This is a genomic window from Pseudomonas sp. NFACC24-1 (genome assembly GCF_900115235.1).
Taxonomy (GTDB): Bacteria; Pseudomonadota; Gammaproteobacteria; order Pseudomonadales; family Pseudomonadaceae; genus Aquipseudomonas; species Aquipseudomonas fluorescens_AA.
In genome coordinates this window covers 113,374-132,603 of record NZ_FOVS01000013.1, presented here as the reverse complement: position 1 = coordinate 132,603, position 19,230 = coordinate 113,374, and the positions used below count along the sequence as shown (strand labels likewise).

17 protein-coding genes are annotated in these 19,230 nt (G+C 61.5%); 13 read left to right on the top strand and 4 right to left on the bottom strand.

Features of this window, described 5'->3' with window-relative positions:
- Positions 1–71 precede the first annotated feature (71 nt).
- From BM317_RS14395 to BM317_RS14375, 5 genes are read left to right on the top strand one after another with little or no spacing between them, the layout of a single operon-like run.
- Entirely contained in the window at positions 72–1,037 is a 966-nt protein-coding gene (locus tag BM317_RS14395) for a sulfonate ABC transporter substrate-binding protein (protein WP_092170584.1), read from the top strand.
- Positions 1,038–1,062: 25 nt separating this feature from the next.
- Positions 1,063–2,211 carry an FMNH2-dependent alkanesulfonate monooxygenase gene (gene ssuD, locus BM317_RS14390; RefSeq protein WP_060740150.1) on the top strand — a complete coding sequence of 383 codons (1,149 nt, stop codon included), beginning with the start codon at positions 1,063–1,065 and terminating at the stop codon, positions 2,209–2,211.
- A 7-nt stretch (positions 2,212–2,218) separates the two neighbouring features.
- Positions 2,219–3,001, top strand: coding sequence for an aliphatic sulfonate ABC transporter permease SsuC (ssuC, locus tag BM317_RS14385; RefSeq protein WP_072405955.1), 783 nt, complete (start codon positions 2,219–2,221; stop codon positions 2,999–3,001).
- Complete coding sequence (gene ssuB, locus BM317_RS14380; protein WP_092474731.1) at positions 2,998–3,804, top strand: aliphatic sulfonates ABC transporter ATP-binding protein; 807 nt, start codon at positions 2,998–3,000, stop codon at positions 3,802–3,804. Before ssuC ends, ssuB begins: the two co-directional genes overlap by 4 nt.
- A 25-nt stretch (positions 3,805–3,829) precedes the next feature.
- Entirely contained in the window at positions 3,830–4,045 is a 216-nt protein-coding gene (locus BM317_RS14375; protein WP_003177394.1) for a TOBE domain-containing protein, read from the top strand.
- A 186-nt stretch (positions 4,046–4,231) separates the two neighbouring features.
- On the opposite strand, the gene BM317_RS14370 is transcribed toward BM317_RS14375, so the two are convergent.
- On the bottom strand, positions 4,232–4,864 hold the full coding sequence (locus BM317_RS14370; protein ID WP_092170591.1) for a TetR/AcrR family transcriptional regulator: 633 nt from the start codon (positions 4,862–4,864) through the stop codon (positions 4,232–4,234).
- 302 nt (positions 4,865–5,166) lie between these two features.
- Positions 5,167–6,543 (bottom strand): glutamine synthetase family protein, encoded by a 1,377-nt coding sequence (locus BM317_RS14365; protein WP_025216023.1) that lies wholly within the window; start codon positions 6,541–6,543, stop codon positions 5,167–5,169.
- Between the two features lie 278 nt (positions 6,544–6,821).
- On the opposite strand from BM317_RS14365, the gene BM317_RS14360 reads away from it, so the two are divergent.
- The 8 genes from BM317_RS14360 to BM317_RS14325 all read left to right on the top strand — a co-directional run bounded on the left by BM317_RS14360 (position 6,822) and on the right by BM317_RS14325 (position 15,984).
- Positions 6,822–7,598, top strand: coding sequence for a gamma-glutamyl-gamma-aminobutyrate hydrolase family protein (locus tag BM317_RS14360; protein ID WP_092170595.1), 777 nt, complete (start codon positions 6,822–6,824; stop codon positions 7,596–7,598).
- Between the two features lie 40 nt (positions 7,599–7,638).
- On the top strand, positions 7,639–8,997 hold the full coding sequence (locus tag BM317_RS14355) for a glutamine synthetase family protein (RefSeq protein WP_060740155.1): 1,359 nt from the start codon (positions 7,639–7,641) through the stop codon (positions 8,995–8,997).
- A gap of 58 nt (positions 8,998–9,055) precedes the next feature.
- A complete protein-coding gene (locus BM317_RS14350; protein WP_092474727.1) occupies positions 9,056–10,420 on the top strand; it encodes an aspartate aminotransferase family protein in 1,365 nt (454 codons plus the stop codon).
- 181 nt (positions 10,421–10,601) lie between these two features.
- Complete coding sequence (locus tag BM317_RS14345; RefSeq protein WP_092170604.1) at positions 10,602–11,699, top strand: polyamine ABC transporter substrate-binding protein; 1,098 nt, start codon at positions 10,602–10,604, stop codon at positions 11,697–11,699.
- Positions 11,700–11,883: 184 nt separating this feature from the next.
- Entirely contained in the window at positions 11,884–12,981 is a 1,098-nt protein-coding gene (locus BM317_RS14340; RefSeq protein ID WP_072405949.1) for a polyamine ABC transporter substrate-binding protein, read from the top strand.
- Positions 12,982–13,040: 59 nt separating this feature from the next.
- The gene (locus BM317_RS14335) at positions 13,041–14,183 is read left to right on the top strand and encodes an ABC transporter ATP-binding protein (RefSeq protein WP_060740159.1); all 1,143 of its coding nucleotides are present in this window, start codon (positions 13,041–13,043) and stop codon (positions 14,181–14,183) included.
- Positions 14,180–15,100 (top strand): ABC transporter permease subunit, encoded by a 921-nt coding sequence (locus tag BM317_RS14330; protein ID WP_092170607.1) that lies wholly within the window; start codon positions 14,180–14,182, stop codon positions 15,098–15,100. The genes BM317_RS14335 and BM317_RS14330 overlap by 4 nt, the downstream gene beginning before the upstream one ends.
- A complete protein-coding gene (locus BM317_RS14325; RefSeq protein WP_060740161.1) occupies positions 15,097–15,984 on the top strand; it encodes an ABC transporter permease subunit in 888 nt (295 codons plus the stop codon). The genes BM317_RS14330 and BM317_RS14325 overlap by 4 nt, the downstream gene beginning before the upstream one ends.
- A gap of 219 nt (positions 15,985–16,203) precedes the next feature.
- Here the strand turns inward: BM317_RS14325 and BM317_RS14315 are convergent, their stop codons facing one another.
- Both BM317_RS14315 and BM317_RS14310 read right to left on the bottom strand, forming a co-directional pair.
- Entirely contained in the window at positions 16,204–16,545 is a 342-nt protein-coding gene (locus BM317_RS14315; protein WP_014340738.1) for a carboxymuconolactone decarboxylase family protein, read from the bottom strand.
- A 104-nt stretch (positions 16,546–16,649) separates the two neighbouring features.
- Complete coding sequence (locus BM317_RS14310; protein WP_092474720.1) at positions 16,650–19,055, bottom strand: penicillin acylase family protein; 2,406 nt, start codon at positions 19,053–19,055, stop codon at positions 16,650–16,652.
- Positions 19,056–19,230 lie beyond the last annotated feature (175 nt).

The following is a 19,230-nucleotide window of genomic DNA, read 5'->3' as shown; positions in this document are numbered from 1 at the left end:
AACTCACCTTACTCAGCCGCCAACGGCCCAGCAGGTGCAGCCAAAACCCCACAGCAAAAAGGAGAGGCGCCATGCGCACTGTCATTTTGCGTCGCGGGCTGGTCGCTCTGTTTGCTGCGGCTGTGTCCCTCGGCGTCATCGCTCAAGCTCAAGCCGAGACCTTGCGGATCGGTTATCAGAAATACGGCACCCTGGTGCTGCTCAAGGCCAAGGGCTCGTTGGAGAAACGCCTGGCTGCCCAAGGCGTGGACGTGCAATGGACCGAATTCCCCGGCGGCCCGCAACTGCTGGAAGGCTTGAACGTCGGCTCCATCGACTTTGGCGTGACCGGTGAAACCCCGCCGGTGTTTGCCCAGGCCGCGGGTGCCGATCTGCTCTACGTCGCTTATGAGCCACCGGCGCCCACCAGCGAAGCCATCCTCGTGCCCAAGGGGTCGCCCATCCAGTCGGTGCAAGACCTCAAAGGCAAGAAAGTCGTGCTGAACAAAGGCTCCAACGTCCACTACCTGCTGGTGCGGGCGCTGGAAGACGCCGGCCTCAAGTATTCCGATATCCAGACCGTGTTCCTGCCGCCGGCCGACGCCCGTGCCGCGTTCGAACGGGGCAGCGTGGACGCCTGGGTGATCTGGGACCCGTACCAGGCTGCCGCCGAACAGCAATTGCAGGCACGCACCCTGCGTGACGGCAAAGGTATCGTCGATAACCACCAGTTCTACCTCGCCACCAAACCCTATGCGCAAAAGAATCCCCAGGTCATTACTGCCCTGGTGGAAGAGGTACGCGCAGTGGGGGAGTGGTCCAAGGCCAATCCTGAAGACGTGACCAAGCAGGTTTCTCCGCTGCTCGGCCTGCCGGCGGACATCACCCTGACGTCGGTGAAACGCCAAGGCTACGGGGCGCTGTTCCTCACGCCGGAAGTGGTGGCGGCACAACAGAAAATCGCCGACAGCTTCTACCAGCTCAAATTGATTCCCAAGCCCTTGAGCATCAAGGACGTGATCTGGACGCCGCCGGCGGCCGTTGCGACCGCGCAGTAATTCGATTCCTTTAGGAGACCACTCCATGAGCCTCAATATTTTCTGGTTCCTGCCTACCCACGGCGACGGCCATTACCTTGGCACTGCCGAAGGCGCCCGCGCCGTCGATCACGGTTACCTGCAGCAGGTCGCCCAAGCCGCGGATCGACTGGGTTTCGGCGGCGTGCTGATCCCCACCGGGCGTTCTTGCGAGGACTCCTGGCTGGTGGCCGCTTCGTTGATTCCCGTGACCCAGCGCCTGAAATTCCTGGTGGCCCTGCGTCCCGGGATCATTTCCCCGACGGTGGCGGCGCGTCAGGCCGCGACCCTCGACCGGTTGTCCGGCGGGCGGGCGTTGTTCAACCTGGTGACCGGCGGTGACCCGGACGAACTGGCCGGCGATGGCCTGTTCCTCGACCACGAGCAACGCTACCAGGCCTCGGTGGAATTCACCCGCATCTGGCGCCGGGTGCTGGAAGGCGAGACCGTGGATTACGACGGCGAGCACATCAGTGTGAAGGGCGCCAAGCTGCTCTATCCGCCGATCCAGCAACCGCGTCCGCCGCTGTATTTCGGCGGCTCGTCGGAAGCCGCCCAGGACCTGGCGGCCGAGCAAGTGGAAATGGTGCTGACCTGGGGTGAGCCGCCTGCGGCCGTGGCGGAAAAAATCGCCCAGGTACGGGCCAAGGCGGCGAAGCTGGGCCGTACCGTGCGCTTCGGTATTCGCCTGCATGTGATCGTGCGGGAAACCAACGCCGAAGCCTGGCAGGCGGCCGACCGGCTGATCTCCCACCTGGACGACGACACCATCGCCCGTGCCCAGGCCTCCCTGGCGCGCTTCGATTCGGTGGGCCAGCAACGCATGGCCGCCCTGCACGGTGGCCGTCGCGACAAGCTGGAAGTCAGCCCCAACCTCTGGGCCGGTGTCGGCCTGGTACGCGGCGGTGCCGGTACGGCGCTGGTGGGCGATGGCCCGACCGTGGCGGCACGGGTCAAGGAATACGCCGACCTGGGCATCGACACCTTTATCTTCTCCGGTTATCCACACCTGGAAGAGTCCTATCGCGTGGCGGAACTGTTGTTCCCGCACCTGGACGTGGAGCGCCCTGAGCTGCCGAAAAGCCAGGGTTATGTGAGCCCGTTCGGTGAAATGGTCGCCAACGACATCCTGCCCAAAGCCGCGTCCCAGAGCTGAGGCGGCCATGAAGAAAATTATCCACAACCTCGCGCCCTGGGCGGTGCCGCTGTTGTTGCTGGCGGTCTGGCAACTGTCGGTGTCGGCTGGCTGGTTGTCCACGCGGATCCTGCCGGCACCAGTGGCGGTGATCGAAGCCGGGGTCAGCCTGGTGCGCAGCGGCGAGATCTGGACGCACCTGGCGATCAGCGGTTGGCGCGCAGCGGTCGGTTTCCTGATCGGCGGCGGCATCGGCCTGGCCCTGGGCTTCATCACCGGTTTGTCGAAATGGGGCGAACGCCTGCTGGACAGCTCCGTGCAAATGGTCAGGAACGTCCCGCACCTGGCGCTGATTCCGCTGGTGATCCTGTGGTTCGGCATCGACGAGTCGGCGAAGATTTTCCTGGTGGCCTTGGGCACGCTGTTTCCCATCTACCTCAACACCTACCACGGGATTCGCAACGTCGACCCGGCGCTGGTGGAGATGTCCCGCAGCTACGGCCTGTCCGGCTTCAGCCTGTTTCGCCAGGTGATCCTGCCGGGGGCCTTGCCTTCGATCCTGGTGGGCGTGCGCTTTGCCCTGGGTTTCATGTGGCTGACGCTGATCGTGGCGGAAACCATCTCGGCCAGCTCCGGCATCGGTTACCTGGCGATGAATGCCCGGGAGTTCCTGCAGACCGATGTGGTGGTGCTGGCAATTCTCCTGTACGCCGTGCTGGGCAAATTGGCCGACCTGGCCGCTCGCGGGCTTGAGCGGGTCTGGCTGCGCTGGCACCCGGCGTACCAGGTGAACAAGGGCGGTGTGGCATGACCGCTCAACAACCTCCGCGTCTGCTGCGTGGCATCCCGCTGGCGGTGCGCAAGCTGCAAAAAGCTTTCGGCACGCGCCAGGTATTGCGCGACATCGACCTGCATATCCCGGCCGGGCAGTTCGTGGCCGTGGTCGGTCGCAGCGGCTGCGGCAAAAGTACCTTGCTGCGTTTGTTGGCTGGCCTCGATCAGCCCACCGGCGGCCAACTGTTGGCCGGTTCGGCGTCGTTGAACGATGCACGGGAAGACACGCGGCTGATGTTCCAGGAGGCACGTTTGCTGCCCTGGAAAAAAATCATCGATAACGTCGGCCTCGGCCTCAAGGGCAATTGGCGCCCGCAAGCGTTGCAGGCACTGGAGGCGGTGGGCCTGGCCGACCGCGCCCATGAGTGGCCGGCGGCGCTGTCCGGCGGCCAGAAACAACGGGTGGCCCTGGCCCGCGCATTGATTCATCAGCCGCGGCTGTTGCTGCTCGACGAACCCTTGGGAGCGCTGGACGCCCTGACCCGTATCGAGATGCAGCAACTGATCGGAAACCTCTGGCGGCAGCACGGCTTCACGGTGTTGCTGGTGACCCACGACGTCAGCGAAGCGGTGGCGATTGCCGATCGGGTGATCCTGATCGAGGACGGCCAGATCGGCCTCGACCTGGCCATCGACCTGCCGCGTCCACGGGCTCGCGGCTCTCATCGCCTGGCGAGCCTGGAAACCGAAGTCCTCAACCGTGTGTTGTCCTTGCCCGGCCAACCGCCGGACCCCGAACCCGTTTCACCCTTGCCCACGCAGTTGCGGTGGGCTCAGTAATTTCATCCAGACAGGAATCAACACCATGACTATCAAAGCCATCAACGTACGCAACCAGTTCAAAGGCACCATCAAGGAAATCGTCGAAGGCGACGTGCTGTCGGAAATCGACGTGCAAACCGCCTCCGGCATCGTCACCTCGGTCATCACCACCCGCTCGGTCAAGGAGCTGGAGCTGGCCATTGGCAGCGAAGTGATCGCCTTCGTGAAATCCACCGAAGTGTCTATCGCCAAGTTGTGAGCGATGGTTCACCCACAGCCCCGGACGGCGTAAGCCTTTCGGGGCTTTTCGGTTTTCTGGTGGCCTGTGAATACGCTTTGATCGTTCCCACGCTCTGCGTGGTAACGGCTCTACGGACGCTCCGCGTTCGGCTCTTGGGGACGCGGAGCGTCCCTGGCTGCATTCCCACGCGGAGCGTGGGAACGATCAATCAGAACGCTTGGGCAAATACGGCGGCAGGTACAGCCCCAGGTACGCATCGAACACCCGCATGCCTTCTTCGGCCATGCGCGGGGTGATCTGGCCGTGCTGCTGTATCGAGCGGGCGTAGACGCGGTCGCCCAGTTCCATGGCCAGGGCGAACACATCGACGTCGCCGGGCAGGGGCGGCAGGGCGAAATGGTGGTCGAACACCTTGTGCATCAAGTCACTCAGCTCAAGGTCGTGTTGGCGGTCGGCCTGGGTAACTTCGGTCAGGCCGTGCTGGGCCAGGATCAACTGGCGCGCGGCGGCGTCCTGGTTGTAGATGGCGAGCATGCGCTGTTCCACCAGCCGTGACAGGTCGTGCCAATGGTTCAGCGCCGCATGATCGATCGGTGCTTGCAGGCCCGCGCGAAAAGCGGCGTGGACATCGGCAGTCAGGGCTTCGAGCAGGGCCGGGACGCTGGCGAAGAAGTGGTACACGGAAGAGGGCGGGATCCCGGCGCGCTCGGCGACGCTGTAGATCGACAGGCTGGCCACGCCTTCGGCGGCAAGCAGCGTACGGGCGGCATCCAGGATGGTGTCGATCCGGGCCTGGCTGCGTGCGCGGGGTTTGCGGGGTGTGGCGATGCGTGTCATGAAGCTCTCCTGCGGGGCTGCCGGGCATTGTACGAGTCGGGTCCGGTGTTGTCTTCCCGGCTGCCTTGCTCTCACAGGGGGGGGGCGGTGGGACAGGCACTGATGAGTGTTGACTGAAAGGGCCCCATCGCGAGCAAGCTCGCTCCCACAGGGGATGGCGGTGGCCGGGATGTTGAAGGCATCACCGAGCACAGTGTGGGAGCGAGCTTGCTCGCGATCCGCCGAAGGCGGCCATCCCCCCAAATACAAAAAAACGCCGCAGCCCCGAAGGCCTGCGGCGTTTCTTTTTTTACCGCAACCGCTTACACGGTATGCAGGTACCAGTTGTACTCAAGGTCGGAGATGGAGTGTTCGAACTCCTCCAGCTCACTCTCCTTGCAGGCCACGAAGATATCGATGTATTTCGGATCGATGTACTTGGCCATGACTTCGCTGTCGTCCAGTTCGCGCAGGGCATCGCGCAAGTTGTTCGGCAGGCTTTGCTCGTTTTGCTCGTAGCTGTTGCCTTCCACTGGCGCACCGGGCTCGATCTTGTTGACCAGGCCATGGTGCACGCCCGCCAACACGGCCGCCATCAGCAGGTAGGGGTTGGCATCGGCGCCGGCGACGCGGTGTTCCAGGCGCACGGCATCGGCCGAGCCGGTCGGCACGCGCAAGGCCACGGTGCGGTTGTCCAGGCCCCAGGTCGGCGAGTTCGGCACGTAGAACTGTGCGCCGAAACGACGGTAGGAGTTGACGTTCGGGCAGAGGAAAGCCATCTGCGCGGGCAGGGTCTCGAGCACACCGCCGATCGCGTGACGCAGTGCGGCGTTCTGCTCGGGATCCTCGCTGGCAAAGATATTCTTGCCGTCTTTATCCAGAATCGAAATGTGGACGTGCAACCCGTTGCCCGCCTGGCCCGGATACGGCTTGGCCATGAAGGTGGTGTCCATTTCATGGTCGTAGGCGATGTTCTTGATCAGGCGCTTGAGCAGTACCGCGTAGTCGCAAGCCTTGATCGGATCGGCCACGTGGTGCAGGTTCACTTCGAACTGCGCCGGGGCACTTTCCTTGACGATGGCGTCGGCGGGAATGCCTTGCTCCTTGGCCCCTTCCAGAATGTCCTGGAGGCAATCGACGTATTCGTCGAGGTCATCGATCAGGTAGACCTGTGTCGAATGCGGGCGTTTGCCGGAAATCGGCGAGCGGGGCGGTTGTGGGCGTCCATTCACGTTCTCCTGGTCGATCAGGTAGAACTCCAGCTCGAATGCGGCGCAGATGGTCAGGCCCAGTTCATCGAACTTGGTCACGACTTGGCGCAGGACTTCACGGGGATCGGCGAAGAAAGGTTCGCCTTCGAGTTCGTGCATGGTCATCAACAGTTGCGCAGTCGGGCGCTTCTGCCAAGGCTCGTTGCACAGGGTGTCAGGGATTGGATAACAGATCCGGTCAGCATCACCGATATCCAGGCCCAGGCCGGTGCTTTCCACCGTAGAGCCATTGATATCCAGAGCAAATAAAGAGGCCGGCAGGTTGATGCCTTTCTCGTAAACCTTGTGGAGGCTGGTGCGTTCTATGCGCTTGCCGCGCACCACACCATTCATATCCGCAATCAGAAGGTCAACGTACAGAACCTCAGGATGTTCCTTAAGGAACGCGTTCGCTTCGTTAAGCTGAACGGCACGCGGGGGTACCGACATGATGCAACACCTTTGTTGTTAAAAATATCAATCATTGATCTCTTCGAAAGCCAGTCAACCCGAACGGCATGCCGAAGTCAAGCAGGGCCTTTTTTGCCCTAAAAAAGCACCTGCAGGGCTTTTTTGAGGCAATTTAGGGCGTTTTTTTCCCTTTAGGGGCCTTGGCGCCCGCAGGCTTGAGCGGGCCGTGTTGTATTTTTTACGGGGGTGTTGTGTAAAAAAATGAACAAGGCTAAGCTCGATTCAAACCCATAACAGCAATAATACCGGGGTGCTTCATGTCTCGCCTGCCGTTAATCGGCGTCACCACCTGCTCCAGGCAGATGGGTCTGCATGCTTATCACACCAGCGGCGATAAATATGCCCGGGCTGTCGCGACAGCTGCCAAGGGCTTGCCAGTGCTGCTTCCGTCCCTGGCGGATCTGTTCCCGCCGTCCGATATTCTGGACGCCCTGGACGGCATTCTTCTGACCGGCTCTCCTTCCAATGTAGAACCTTTTCACTATCAGGGCCCAGCCAGCGCGCCGGGCACTGCCCATGATCCTGCACGGGACGCCACCACCCTGCCGCTGATCCGCGCCGCTGTCGAGGCGGGCGTCCCGGTGCTGGGCATTTGTCGCGGTTTCCAGGAGATGAACGTAGCCTTTGGCGGCAGCCTGCATCAGAAAGTTCATGAAGTCGGAACGTTCATCGATCATCGTGAAGACGAGACGCAAGCGGTGGAGGTCCAATACGGTCCTGCCCACGCCGTGCACATCCAGCCTGGCGGCATACTGGCAGGCCTGGGGCTGCCCCGGTTGATTGAGGTCAACTCGATCCACAGCCAGGGCATCGAGCGCCTGGCGCCTGGGCTGCGGGCCGAAGCGGTGGCGCCGGATGGCCTGATCGAGGCTGTTTCGGTGCCAGAAGGCAAGGCTTTTGCTTTAGGTGTGCAATGGCACCCTGAATGGGAGGTAAGCTCTAACCCGCACTACCTTGCGATTTTCCAGGCATTTGGCGATGCCTGCCGAGCAAGGGCAACACAACGCGACGCAGATGCGTCAAACAACGCCTGACAACTAATAGCAGTCAGGAAACTCACGCCTAGAGGCATTTATGAGTAACAACCTCGACCAGCTCACCGATTGGTTGAAAGACCACAAGATCACAGAAGTCGAATGCATGATTGGCGACCTGACCGGTATCACCCGGGGCAAGATCTCGCCGACCAACAAGTTCATCGCCGAGAAAGGCATGCGCCTGCCCGAGAGCGTTCTGCTCCAGACCGTTACGGGCGACTATGTCGAAGACGACATCTATTACGAACTGCTCGACCCGGCTGACATCGACATGATCTGCCGCCCGGACGAGAACGCCGTGTTCCTTGTGCCGTGGGCCATCGAGCCCACCGCCCAGGTCATCCACGACGCCTACGACAAGCAGGGCAACCCCATCGAGCTGTCGCCGCGCAACGTGCTCAAGAAAGTGCTCAAGCTTTATGCCGACAAAGGTTGGCAGCCCATCGTCGCGCCGGAAATGGAGTTCTACCTGACCAAGCGCAGCGACGACCCGGACTTTCCGCTGCAACCGCCCATTGGCCGCTCTGGCCGCCCGGAAACCGGTCGCCAGTCTTTCTCGATCGAAGCGGCCAACGAATTCGATCCGCTGTTCGAAGACGTCTACGACTGGTGCGAACTGCAGGAGCTGGACCTCGATACCCTGATCCACGAGGACGGCACGGCGCAGATGGAAATCAATTTCCGTCACGGCGATGCCCTGTCCCTGGCCGACCAGATCCTGGTGTTCAAGCGCACCATGCGCGAGGCGGCACTCAAGCACGACGTGGCCGCCACCTTCATGGCCAAGCCCATGACCGGCGAGCCGGGCAGTGCGATGCACCTGCACCAGAGCATCATCGACAAGGAAACCGGCAAGAACGTCTTCTCCAATGAAGACGGGACCATGAGCGATCTGTTCCTGCACCACATCGGTGGCTTGCAGAAGTTCATCCCCGAGCTGTTGCCGCTGTTCGCCCCCAACGTCAACTCGTTCCGCCGCTTCCTGCCGGACACCTCGGCACCGGTGAACGTGGAGTGGGGCGAAGAGAACCGCACCGTCGGCCTGCGCGTGCCGGACGCCGGGCCGCAGAACCGTCGGGTGGAAAACCGCTTGCCGGGCGCCGACGCCAACCCGTACCTGGCGATTGCCGCCAGCCTGCTGTGTGGCTTCATCGGCATGGTCGAAGGCATCGACCCGAGCGCGCCGGTGGTGGGCCGTGGCTACGAGCGCCGCAACCTGCGTTTGCCGCTGACCATCGAAGACGCCCTGGAACGCATGGAAAACAGCACCACCATCGAGAAATACCTGGGCAAGAAATTCATCACAGGCTACGTCGCGGTCAAGCGGGCCGAGCATGAAAACTTCAAGCGCGTCATCAGTTCGTGGGAGCGGGAATTCCTGCTCTTTGCCGTCTGAAGCGCCGGGCGAGGCTGCTTCAGGCAGCTTCGCCTTCACCGATAACAGGAGAATTCGCATGACCCGCAATAACCCGCAAACCCGTGAATGGCAGGCCCTGAGCAACGATCATCACTTGGCGCCGTTCAGCGATTTCAAGCAGCTCAAAGAGAAAGGCCCGCGCATCATCACCCACGCCAAGGGTGTCTACCTCTGGGACAGTGAAGGCAACAAGATCCTCGACGGCATGGCCGGCCTCTGGTGCGTGGCCGTCGGTTATGGCCGCGAGGAACTGGCCGACGCCGCCAGCCAGCAGATGCGCGAACTGCCGTACTACAACCTGTTCTTCCAGACGGCCCACCCGCCGGTGCTGGAATTGTCCAAAGCCATCGCCGACATCGCCCCTGAAGGCATGAATCACGTGTTCTTCACCGGTTCCGGCTCCGAGGGCAACGACACCATGCTGCGCATGGTCCGCCACTATTGGGCGATCAAGGGCCAGCCGAACAAGAAAGTCATCATCAGCCGCAAGAACGGTTATCACGGTTCGACCGTCGCGGGCGCGAGCCTGGGCGGCATGACCTATATGCACGAGCAGGGCGACCTGCCGATCCCGGGCATTGTCCACATCGCCCAGCCTTACTGGTTCGGCGAAGGCGGCGACATGAGCCCCGAAGAGTTCGGCGTGTGGGCGGCCAACCAGTTGGAAGAAAAGATCCTGGAGATCGGCGTGGACAACGTCGGTGCCTTCATCGCCGAGCCGATCCAGGGCGCCGGTGGCGTGATCGTGCCGCCGGACAGCTACTGGCCGCGCATGAAGGAAATCCTCGCCAAGTACGACATTCTGTTCGTGGCCGACGAAGTGATCTGTGGCTTCGGCCGCACCGGTGAGTGGTTCGGTACCGACCATTACGGGTTGAAACCGCACATGATGACCATCGCCAAGGGCCTGACCTCCGGCTATATCCCCATGGGTGGGCTGATCGTGCGCGACGACGTGGTCGCGGTGCTCAACGAAGGCGGTGACTTCAACCACGGCTTTACCTACTCCGGTCACCCGGTGGCCGCGGCGGTGGCCCTGGAAAACATCCGCATCCTGCGCGACGAGAAGATCATCGAGCGTGTCCATGGCGAAACGGCACCCTATTTGCAGAAGCGTTTACGGGAACTGAACGATCATCCGCTGGTGGGTGAAGTACGCGGGGTCGGTTTGCTGGGGGCGATCGAACTGGTCCAGGACAAGGCCACGCGCAAACGCTACGAAGGCAAGAGCGTGGGCATGATCTGCCGGCAGTTCTGCTTCGATAACGGGCTGATCATGCGCGCGGTGGGCGACACCATGATCATTGCGCCGCCGCTGGTGATCAGCAAGGCCGAGATCGATGAATTGGTGACCAAGGCGCGGCAGTGCCTGGACCTGACGCTCAGTGCGTTGCAGGGCTAAGTGCTAGGCTCTGGACGAGGTGCCTGCAAGGGCCTCGCCCAGCGTGAACAAAAGGCTGGGCCTGTGTTGAAAGCCTGCCCTGTAACTTGCCAGACTACCGCCTGTTCAAGTTGCCCGCGAGCCGGCTACTGAACGTGGCTAAAAAGAATAACTGGAGCATCAATCCATGAAGGCATTAGGTATGAAGATAGCTGGCAAGACCCTCCTGGCCATGTCCCTGATGGGCGTGATGGCGGGCGCCGTTCAGGCGGACGACAAAGTGCTGCATGTCTACAACTGGTCCGACTACATTGCGCCGGACACCGTCGCCAAGTTCGAGAAAGAAACGGGGATCAAAGTCGTCTACGACGTGTTCGACAGCAACGAAACCCTGGAAGCCAAGTTGCTGGCCGGCAAGTCCGGTTATGACATCGTGGTGCCGTCGAACAACTTCCTGGCCAAGCAGATCAAGGCCGGGGTCTACCAGGAGCTGGACAAGTCCAAGCTGCCGAACTGGAAGAACCTGGACACCGACCTGCTCAAGGCTGTCGGCGATGCCAGCGACCAAGGCAACAAACACGCCTTCCCTTACATGTGGGGCACCATCGGCATCGGTTACAACCCCGAGAAGGTCAAGGCCGCATTGGGCGTCGACAAGATCGATTCCTGGGACACCCTGCTCAAGCCCGAGAACATCGCCAAGCTCAAGAGCTGCGGCGTGAGCTTCCTCGATTCGCCAACCGAAATGATTCCGGTGGCCCTGCATTACCTTGGCTACCCGACCGACAGCCAGGACAAGAAACAACTGGCCGAGGCCGAAGCGCTGTTCCTCAAGTTGCGTCCATCGATCGGTTACTTCCACTCTTCCAAATACATTTCCGACCTGGCCAACGGCAACATCTGCGTCGCCGTGGGCTACTCGGGTGATATCGAGCAATCCAAGAGCCGTGCTGCCGAGGCTGGCGGCAAAGTGAAAGTGGCCTACACCATTCCGAAGGAAGGTGCCGGTTCGTTCTATGACATGGTCGCCATTCCCAAGGATGCCGAAAATGTCGAGGCCGCTTATAAATGGATGAACTTCATCATGCAGCCGGAAATCATGGCGGAGATCACCGACAACGTGCGTTTCCCTAACGGCAACAAGGCCGCCACCGCTCTGGTGGACAAGGAAATCTCCGGTGACCCGAGCATTTACCCATCGGACGAAGTGAAGGCCAAGCTGTACGCCATCAGCGATCTGCCGCCGGCGACCCAGCGGATCCTGACCCGCAGCTGGACCAAGATCAAGTCCGGTAAATAAGCCGGTCTGAAGCATCCTCCTGTTGTCGCTGGCATTGCTGCGGCGGCAACAGGAGCAACTCAATAACTAAAAGTTTTGCTGGATCGGTTTATCGAGGGTAAGTTGCGCGCCGGTTTTGTTGCAGGGTCCATCGTGGCCAAGTAACGGGGGCAACTTGGGCCCAACTATTTAAGAGGACCTCCACGTGCCAGTCTTTTCTTTGTTACGCAACGCCTTGCTGGTCGGCGCCGGCCTGACGCTCGCCGTCAGTGTCCAGGCCGCTTCCACCGTGCATATTTATAATTGGTCGGACTACATTGGCGAGACCACCTTGGCGGATTTCGAAAAAGCCACTGGCATCAAGCCGGTGTATGACGTGTTCGACTCCAACGAAACCCTGGAAGGCAAGTTGCTGGCCGGACGTACCGGTTACGACGTGGTCGTGCCGTCCAACCACTTCCTGGGCAAGCAGATCAAGGCCGGAGCGTTCCAGAAGCTCGACAAGGCGCAGTTGCCCAACTACGCCAACCTCGACCCTGCGCTGCTCAAGCGCCTGGAAAAGAACGACCCGGGCAACCAGTACGCCGTGCCTTACCTATGGGGCACCAACGGCATCGGCTATAACGTCGAGAAGATCAAGGCGGTCCTGGGCGTCGAGAAGATCGATTCGTGGGCCATGCTGTTCGAACCGGAAAACATCAAGAAGCTGTCCAGCTGCGGTGTTTCGTTCCTCGACTCGGGCGACGAAATGATCCCGGCGATGCTCAATTACCTGGGCCTGAACCCCAACAGCGAAGACCCCGAAGACTACAAGAAGGCCGAGGCGCAGCTGCTCAAGATCCGGCCTTACGTGACCTACTTCAATTCCTCCAAGTACATCTCCGACCTGGCCAATGGCGAGATCTGCGTGGCGGCCGGTTTTTCCGGCGACATCTTCCAGGCCCGCGCTCGTGCCAGCGAGGCCGGCAAGGGCGTCAACATCGCCTACGTGATTCCCAAGGAAGGCGGCAATCTCTGGTTCGACATGTTGGCGATCCCGCGTGACGCCACCAACGTCAAGCAAGCGCATGCCTTCATCAACTATGTGCTCAAGCCTGAGGTCATCGCCCAGGTCAGCGACGTTGTCGGTTATGCCAACCCGAACCCGAAGGCCGGCGAACTGATGGACCAGAAAGTACGCACCGATGAAGCGGTTTACCCACCGCAAGCGGTCGTCGACAAGCTCTACGTCAACTCCGAGTTGCCGCCCAAGATCCAACGCCTCATGACCCGCAGCTGGACCAAGGTCAAGTCGGGTAAATAACCTCAACACTCTTGTTCGTCCGAGTAGGGCGAACTGCAAATTCTGTGGGAGTTTCGTAAATGGCAGTTGCCTCCGGCGCCTATAAGAAAGCCCTCGAGGGCGACCAGACACCCAAACAGGTGCTGGTCAAAATCGACCGGGTCACGAAGAAGTTCGACGAGACGATTGCCGTGGACGATGTGTCCCTGGAAATCAAGAAAGGCGAGATCTTCGCCTTGCTCGGCGGTTCGGGATCGGGCAAATCCACCTTGCTGCGCATGCTGGCCGGTTTCGAGCGGCCCACCGAGGGACGGATTTTCCTCGACGGTGTGGACATCACCGACATGCCGCCCTATGAGCGGCCGATCAATATGATGTTCCAGTCCTACGCCCTGTTCCCGCATATGACCGTGGCGCAGAACATCGCCTTCGGCCTGCAACAGGACAAGATTCCGAAGGCCGAGATCGATGCTCGCGTGGCGGAGATGCTCAAGCTGGTGCAGATGAGCCAGTACGCCAAGCGCAAGCCGCATCAGCTCTCCGGCGGCCAGCGCCAGCGTGTGGCCTTGGCCCGTTCCCTGGCCAAACGGCCGAAGCTGTTGCTGCTCGATGAGCCGATGGGCGCGCTGGATAAAAAACTGCGCTCGCAGATGCAACTGGAGCTGGTGGAGATCATCGAGCGGGTTGGCGTGACTTGCGTCATGGTGACCCACGACCAGGAAGAGGCCATGACCATGGCCGAACGTATCGCGATCATGCACCTGGGCTGGATCGCCCAGATCGGCAGCCCGATCGACATCTACGAGACCCCGACCAGCCGGCTGGTCTGCGAGTTCATCGGCAACGTCAACATCTTCGAGACCGAAGTGGTGGACGACGCCGAAGGCCACGCGGTGCTGACCTGCAAGGACCTGGACCGCAACATCTACGTCGGCCACGGCATCAGCACCTCGGTGCAGGACAAGTCCGTGACCTACGCCATTCGCCCGGAAAAACTGCTGGTCACTTCCGAGCCGCCGACCTGCGAGCACAACTGGTCCAGCGGCAAGGTCCATGACATCGCCTACCTGGGCGGCCACTCGGTGTTCTACGTCGAGCTGCCAAGTGGCAAACTGGTACAGTCCTTCGTGGCCAACGCCGAACGCCGTGGCCAGCGCCCGACCTGGGGCGACCAGGTGTTCGTCTGGTGGGAAGACGACAGCGGCGTGGTGCTTCGCTCATGAACATGCGCAAACTCAAACGCCGACTCGATCGAATAACGCCCGGTGGCCGCCAACTGGTCATCGGGGTGCCCTTCATCTGGCTGTTCCTGTTCTTCATGCTGCCGTTCTTCATCGTCCTGAAGATCAGCTTTGCCGAAGCCGACGTGGCCATCCCGCCATACACCGAGATCTACAGCTACGTCGACCAGAAGCTGCAGGTGCTGCTCAACCTTGCCAACTACGCGATGCTGAGCGAGGACGAGCTGTACATCGCCGCCTACCTCGGTTCGCTGAAAATGGCCCTGATCAGCACGCTCTTGTGCCTGGTGATCGGCTACCCGATGGCCTATGGCATCGCCAACGCTCGCAAAGAGATGCAGACGGTGCTGGTGCTGCTGATCATGATGCCGACCTGGACCGCGATCCTGATCCGCGTCTACGCGTGGATGGGCATCCTCAGCAACAACGGCTTGCTCAACGGCTTTTTGCTGAGCATGGGTTGGATCAGCGAACCGCTGCAGATCCTCAACACCAACCTGGCGGTGTATATCGGGGTCGTCTACTCCTATCTGCCGTTCATGATCCTGCCGCTGTACGCCAACTTGGTGAAACATGACGCCAGCCTGTTGGAAGCCGCGTCGGACCTGGGGTCGAGTACCTTCAACAGTTTCTGGAAAATCACTGTGCCGCTGTCCAAGAACGGCATCGTCGCCGGCTGCATGCTGGTGTTCATCCCGGTGGTGGGCGAGTTCGTGATCCCGGAACTGCTGGGCGGCCCGGAAACCCTGATGATCGGCAAAGTGCTGTGGCAGGAATTCTTCAATAACCGAGACTGGCCGGTGGCATCCGCCCTGGCGGTGGTGATGCTGGCGATCCTGATCGTGCCCATCATCCTGTTCAACCGCAGTCAGGCCAAAGAAATGGAGGGCAAGGAATGAAGCGCTTCAGTTTTTCAAGCCTGATGCTGGTGCTGGGTTTGCTGTTCATCTACGCACCGATGCTGATCCTGGTGATCTATTCGTTCAACGCCTCGAAACTGGTGACGGTGTGGGGCGGCTGGTCGATCAAGTGGTACGTCGGCCTGCTGGACAACAGTCAGTTGATGGGCTCGGTGGTGCGCTCGCTGGAAATCGCCTGCTACACGGCGATTGCCGCGGTGGCCCTGGGGACGCTGGCGGCCTTCGTGTTGACCCGCATCACCCACTTCAAGGGCCGCACGCTGTTCGGCGGCCTGGTCACCGCGCCGCTGGTGATGCCGGAAGTCATCACAGGTCTGTCGCTGTTGCTGCTGTTCGTCGCCATGGCGCAGATGATTGGCTGGCCCCAGGAGCGTGGCATCGTCACGATCTGGATCGCCCACACCACGTTCTGCGCGGCCTATGTGGCGGTGGTGGTCTCGGCACGTTTGCGTGAGCTGGACCTGTCCATCGAAGAGGCCGCCATGGACCTCGGTGCCCGGCCGTGGAAGGTGTTCTTTTTGATCACCATCCCGATGATCGCGCCGTCGCTGGCGGCGGGGGGCATGATGTCGTTCGCGTTGTCCCTGGATGACCTGGTGCTGGCGAGCTTCGTCTCCGGCCCTGGCTCGACGACCTTGCCGATGGAAGTCTTCTCGGCCGTGCGCCTGGGAGTAAAGCCGGAAATCAATGCCGTGGCGAGCCTGATCCTGCTGGCGGTGTCGCTGGTTACCTTCCTGGTCTGGTACTTCAGCCGCCGGGCCGAGGAGAATCGCAAGCGCGCGATCCAGCAAGCCATCGAAGAAAGCGCCGCCGACTCCTGGAAACAACCGGAAGTCCGCCGGGCCGAGACAGCACCGGTCTGAATGCGGGAGCGGGCTTGCTCGCGATAGCGGTGTGACAGTCAATGCAGATGTCGATCGTTCCCACGCTCTGCGTGGGAATGCATCCCGTGACGCTCTGCGTCCCCTTCCAGAAGCGGAACGCGGAGCGTCCCTGGCGGCATTCCCACGCGGCGCGTGGGAACGATCGATACCTGTGGGAGCGAGCTTGCTCGCGATAGCGGCCGGCAGGTTATTGGCCGTTCACTTCTTCAACGCGTCATGGGCCTCCAGGGCTCGCAGGGAATAGATGTACGCCGCGCCGGCATTCAATGACACGGCGGTGGCCAGGGTCGCGGCGATTTCTTCACGGGTGGCGCCGGCCTTGATGGCGGCGTCGGTGTGAACGCCAATGCAGCCGTCGCAGCGTGTGGTGATGGCCACGGCGATGGAGATCAGCTCGCGGGTCTTGGCATCGAGCACGTTGTTTTCAGCCGCGGCTTCGTCCAGGGCCATGTAGGCCTTGACCATCTTCGGATTGCTCTTGCCCAGGGCGCCAAAGGCGCTCTTGATGGTGGGCAGCAGTTCGGACCAGTTATTGAACATAGCGTTGACTCCTGTGAAAGAGGCGGGGAAGTGAGCCCCTGTAGTCTTGACCATCCGTGACGATCAAGCCCGGTTCAGCGGTGAAAAAGATCGGCACGCCGGGTTCAGGGCGCCCGGGCCGGCAGCAGCTTCAGGGTCGTGCGGGTATTGGCGACCACTTCTTCCTCGGCCAGGTGCGCCTGGTAATAGACCCCTTCCATATACGCCTCGGCCTGGTCCTCGTAATGCTTGTCGAACGGCACGCCGCTCTGGCCGACGGGGTTGATGGTGACGCTATGGCTCGGGTCGGCGAAGTCGATGATGCGCCGGGTCGAAGGCCCGTAGGTCACCGGCCACGGCGCCGGGCCGATTCTGGCGGAGAGGTTGTTGGGCACTTCATGGGTACCAGGGGCCGCAAACGGCCCCACGTTGAAGACACGGTCAAGCGGCTTTTGCTGGCCCAGCGGATGACCATGGGTCAGGGTGTGAGCCTTGCCCCATTGCCATTGCGTGGCATCGTCGCCCAGGGTGGCCCGCAGGTGCGCCAGGCTTTTCTTCCAGGCGACGCTCACCGTGTCGGCACGGGTTTCGGTGCCCAGCGTCGTGCGGTCATCCCACCACAGTGAATCCTTCGATGCCGCCAGGCGTGGCAGGGCCGCGTCGATCACCCGGGTCGACAGCGCGGTGTCGAAGAACCCATCGGCCAGTTCATCGTGCAGGGCGGCGTCGGCCAGGTTGAACAGGAACTGGTTGAACAGCGTGGCGTTGATGGAGTCCAGCGGGTAATCACCTTTCCATTGGGCCAGTTGTTCCACCCATTTGCGTTCCTGCGGGTCGCTGACCACTTCACGCAGCACCGGCAACAACGGCGCGAGCACGCGAGGGCCGTAGGCGGTGGTGGTGCCCAGTTGCAGCTTCTGGGTGGTTGGGATGTCCCATTTCGCCTGCTTGTCGCTGAGCTGCTGGTTGAGTTGCTGGCCGCGGTCGGCGGGATTGTAGTAACCGGGGATCTCGATACCGCTGGCCGGCACCGGTTGGAAGTTGGCCGAGACGATGTAGCCCCGCGCCGGGTTCTCTTCCTGGGGGTTGCTGCTGAACGGGTAGAAACCTTCCTTTTCCGACTCCGGGCTGCTGCCATCGAGGATGAACGCGGGTTTCACGCCGGCGGGGCGCTTGGGCAGTTGCGCGGCGGCCCACCAGCCGATATCGCCCTTGGCGTTGGCCCACACCACGTTCAGCCCAGGGGCATGGATCTCGGCCGAGGCGCCACGGGCCTTGGCCAGGGTATCGGCGCGGTTGAGCTGGTAAAAGGCGTCGAGGATCGGGTTGCGACTTTCCAGGAACCCCCACCACATGGCGACCGGGGTCTTGCCGGCGTTCGCACCGAGGACATCGTTGATGATCGGGCCGTGGGGCGACTGGCGCAGCACCAGCGTCACCGGCGCCTGGCCCTTGACCGCGATCTGCTGTTCGCTGCGGGTCATGTCCACCCATTGGCCGCGATACCAGACCTGCTCGGGATTGTCCGGGTTGACCTTCTCGGCGATCAGGTCCAGGTCGTCGTTCTGGAACATGGTGATGCTCCAGCCGAAATCCTTGTTCATGCCCAGCGTGGCGAAGGGCATCAAGGCCTGGTAGTGCCCGTAGAGCTCGAAACCCGGCGCGGACAGGTGCGCCTCGTACCACACCGACGGCGTGGAAAAGCGGATATGCGGGTCGCCCGCCAGCAATGGCTTGCCGCTGTGGGTACGGCTGCCGGCAAGCGCCCAGGCGTTGCTGCCCTCGAACTGCGGCAGGCCGTTTTCCGCCAGGGCCTGCTCGCTCAGGCGGGCCAGGGCATTGAGGTCTTTCCAGTCGGCGGCGGCCAGGGGCAGGCCGCGCTTGGGACCGTCGACCAGCACACCCTGGGGTTGCCAGTCGAGGTCGAAGATGTTCAGGTACTCGGCGCCCAGTTGATCGCGCACGTAGGTCAGCAGCGGTTCGGTACGGAACGCCGCCGCGAAGCTGTAGGCCATGTAGCCGGTAATGCTTACGGTGTCTTCCGCCGTAAAGGGGCGCTTGGGAATGCCCAGCACATCGAACTCCACGGGCCGGGTGTGGCTGTCCTGGTAGGCGTTGATCCCGTCCAGATAGGCCTGCATGGCGATCCAGGCCGGGGATTGCGGGTCTTGTTCGGTCACATAGGCCGCGGCGCGCTCGCGAATGCGCAGGCTGCGCATCAGTTTGTCGGTGTCCAGCAGCTTTGGCCCCAGCACCTCGGCCAGTTCGCCCCGGGCGAGACGACGCATGATCTCCATCTGGAACAGCCGGTCCTGGGCATGGACATAGCCGAGGGCGCGGTACAGGTCGGTTTCGTTCTCGGCGCGGATATGCGGCACACCACGCTCGTCGTAGCGCACCGTCACCGAGCCCTGCAGCCCTTGCACCTGCATCGTGCCCTGGCGGGTGGGCTGCTTGCTGTAGAGGTAGCCGCCCGCAACGATGATCGCGGTGACGACCAGTGACAGGAAGGCGATGAGGGTGCGTTTCATAAAAATCCTTTTCTAAGTGCCTATGGCTATCGATAAACAGCGTAGAGCATTGATCTTGAAAAAATAATAACCCGGCACCGAGTGTGATTCCTACTAAAACAAATTGTATGTAAGAAGCTTCCTTCGATTTTTTGGGAAATACACTACAAGAATTCCATTGCTAGAGGGCGTGGGC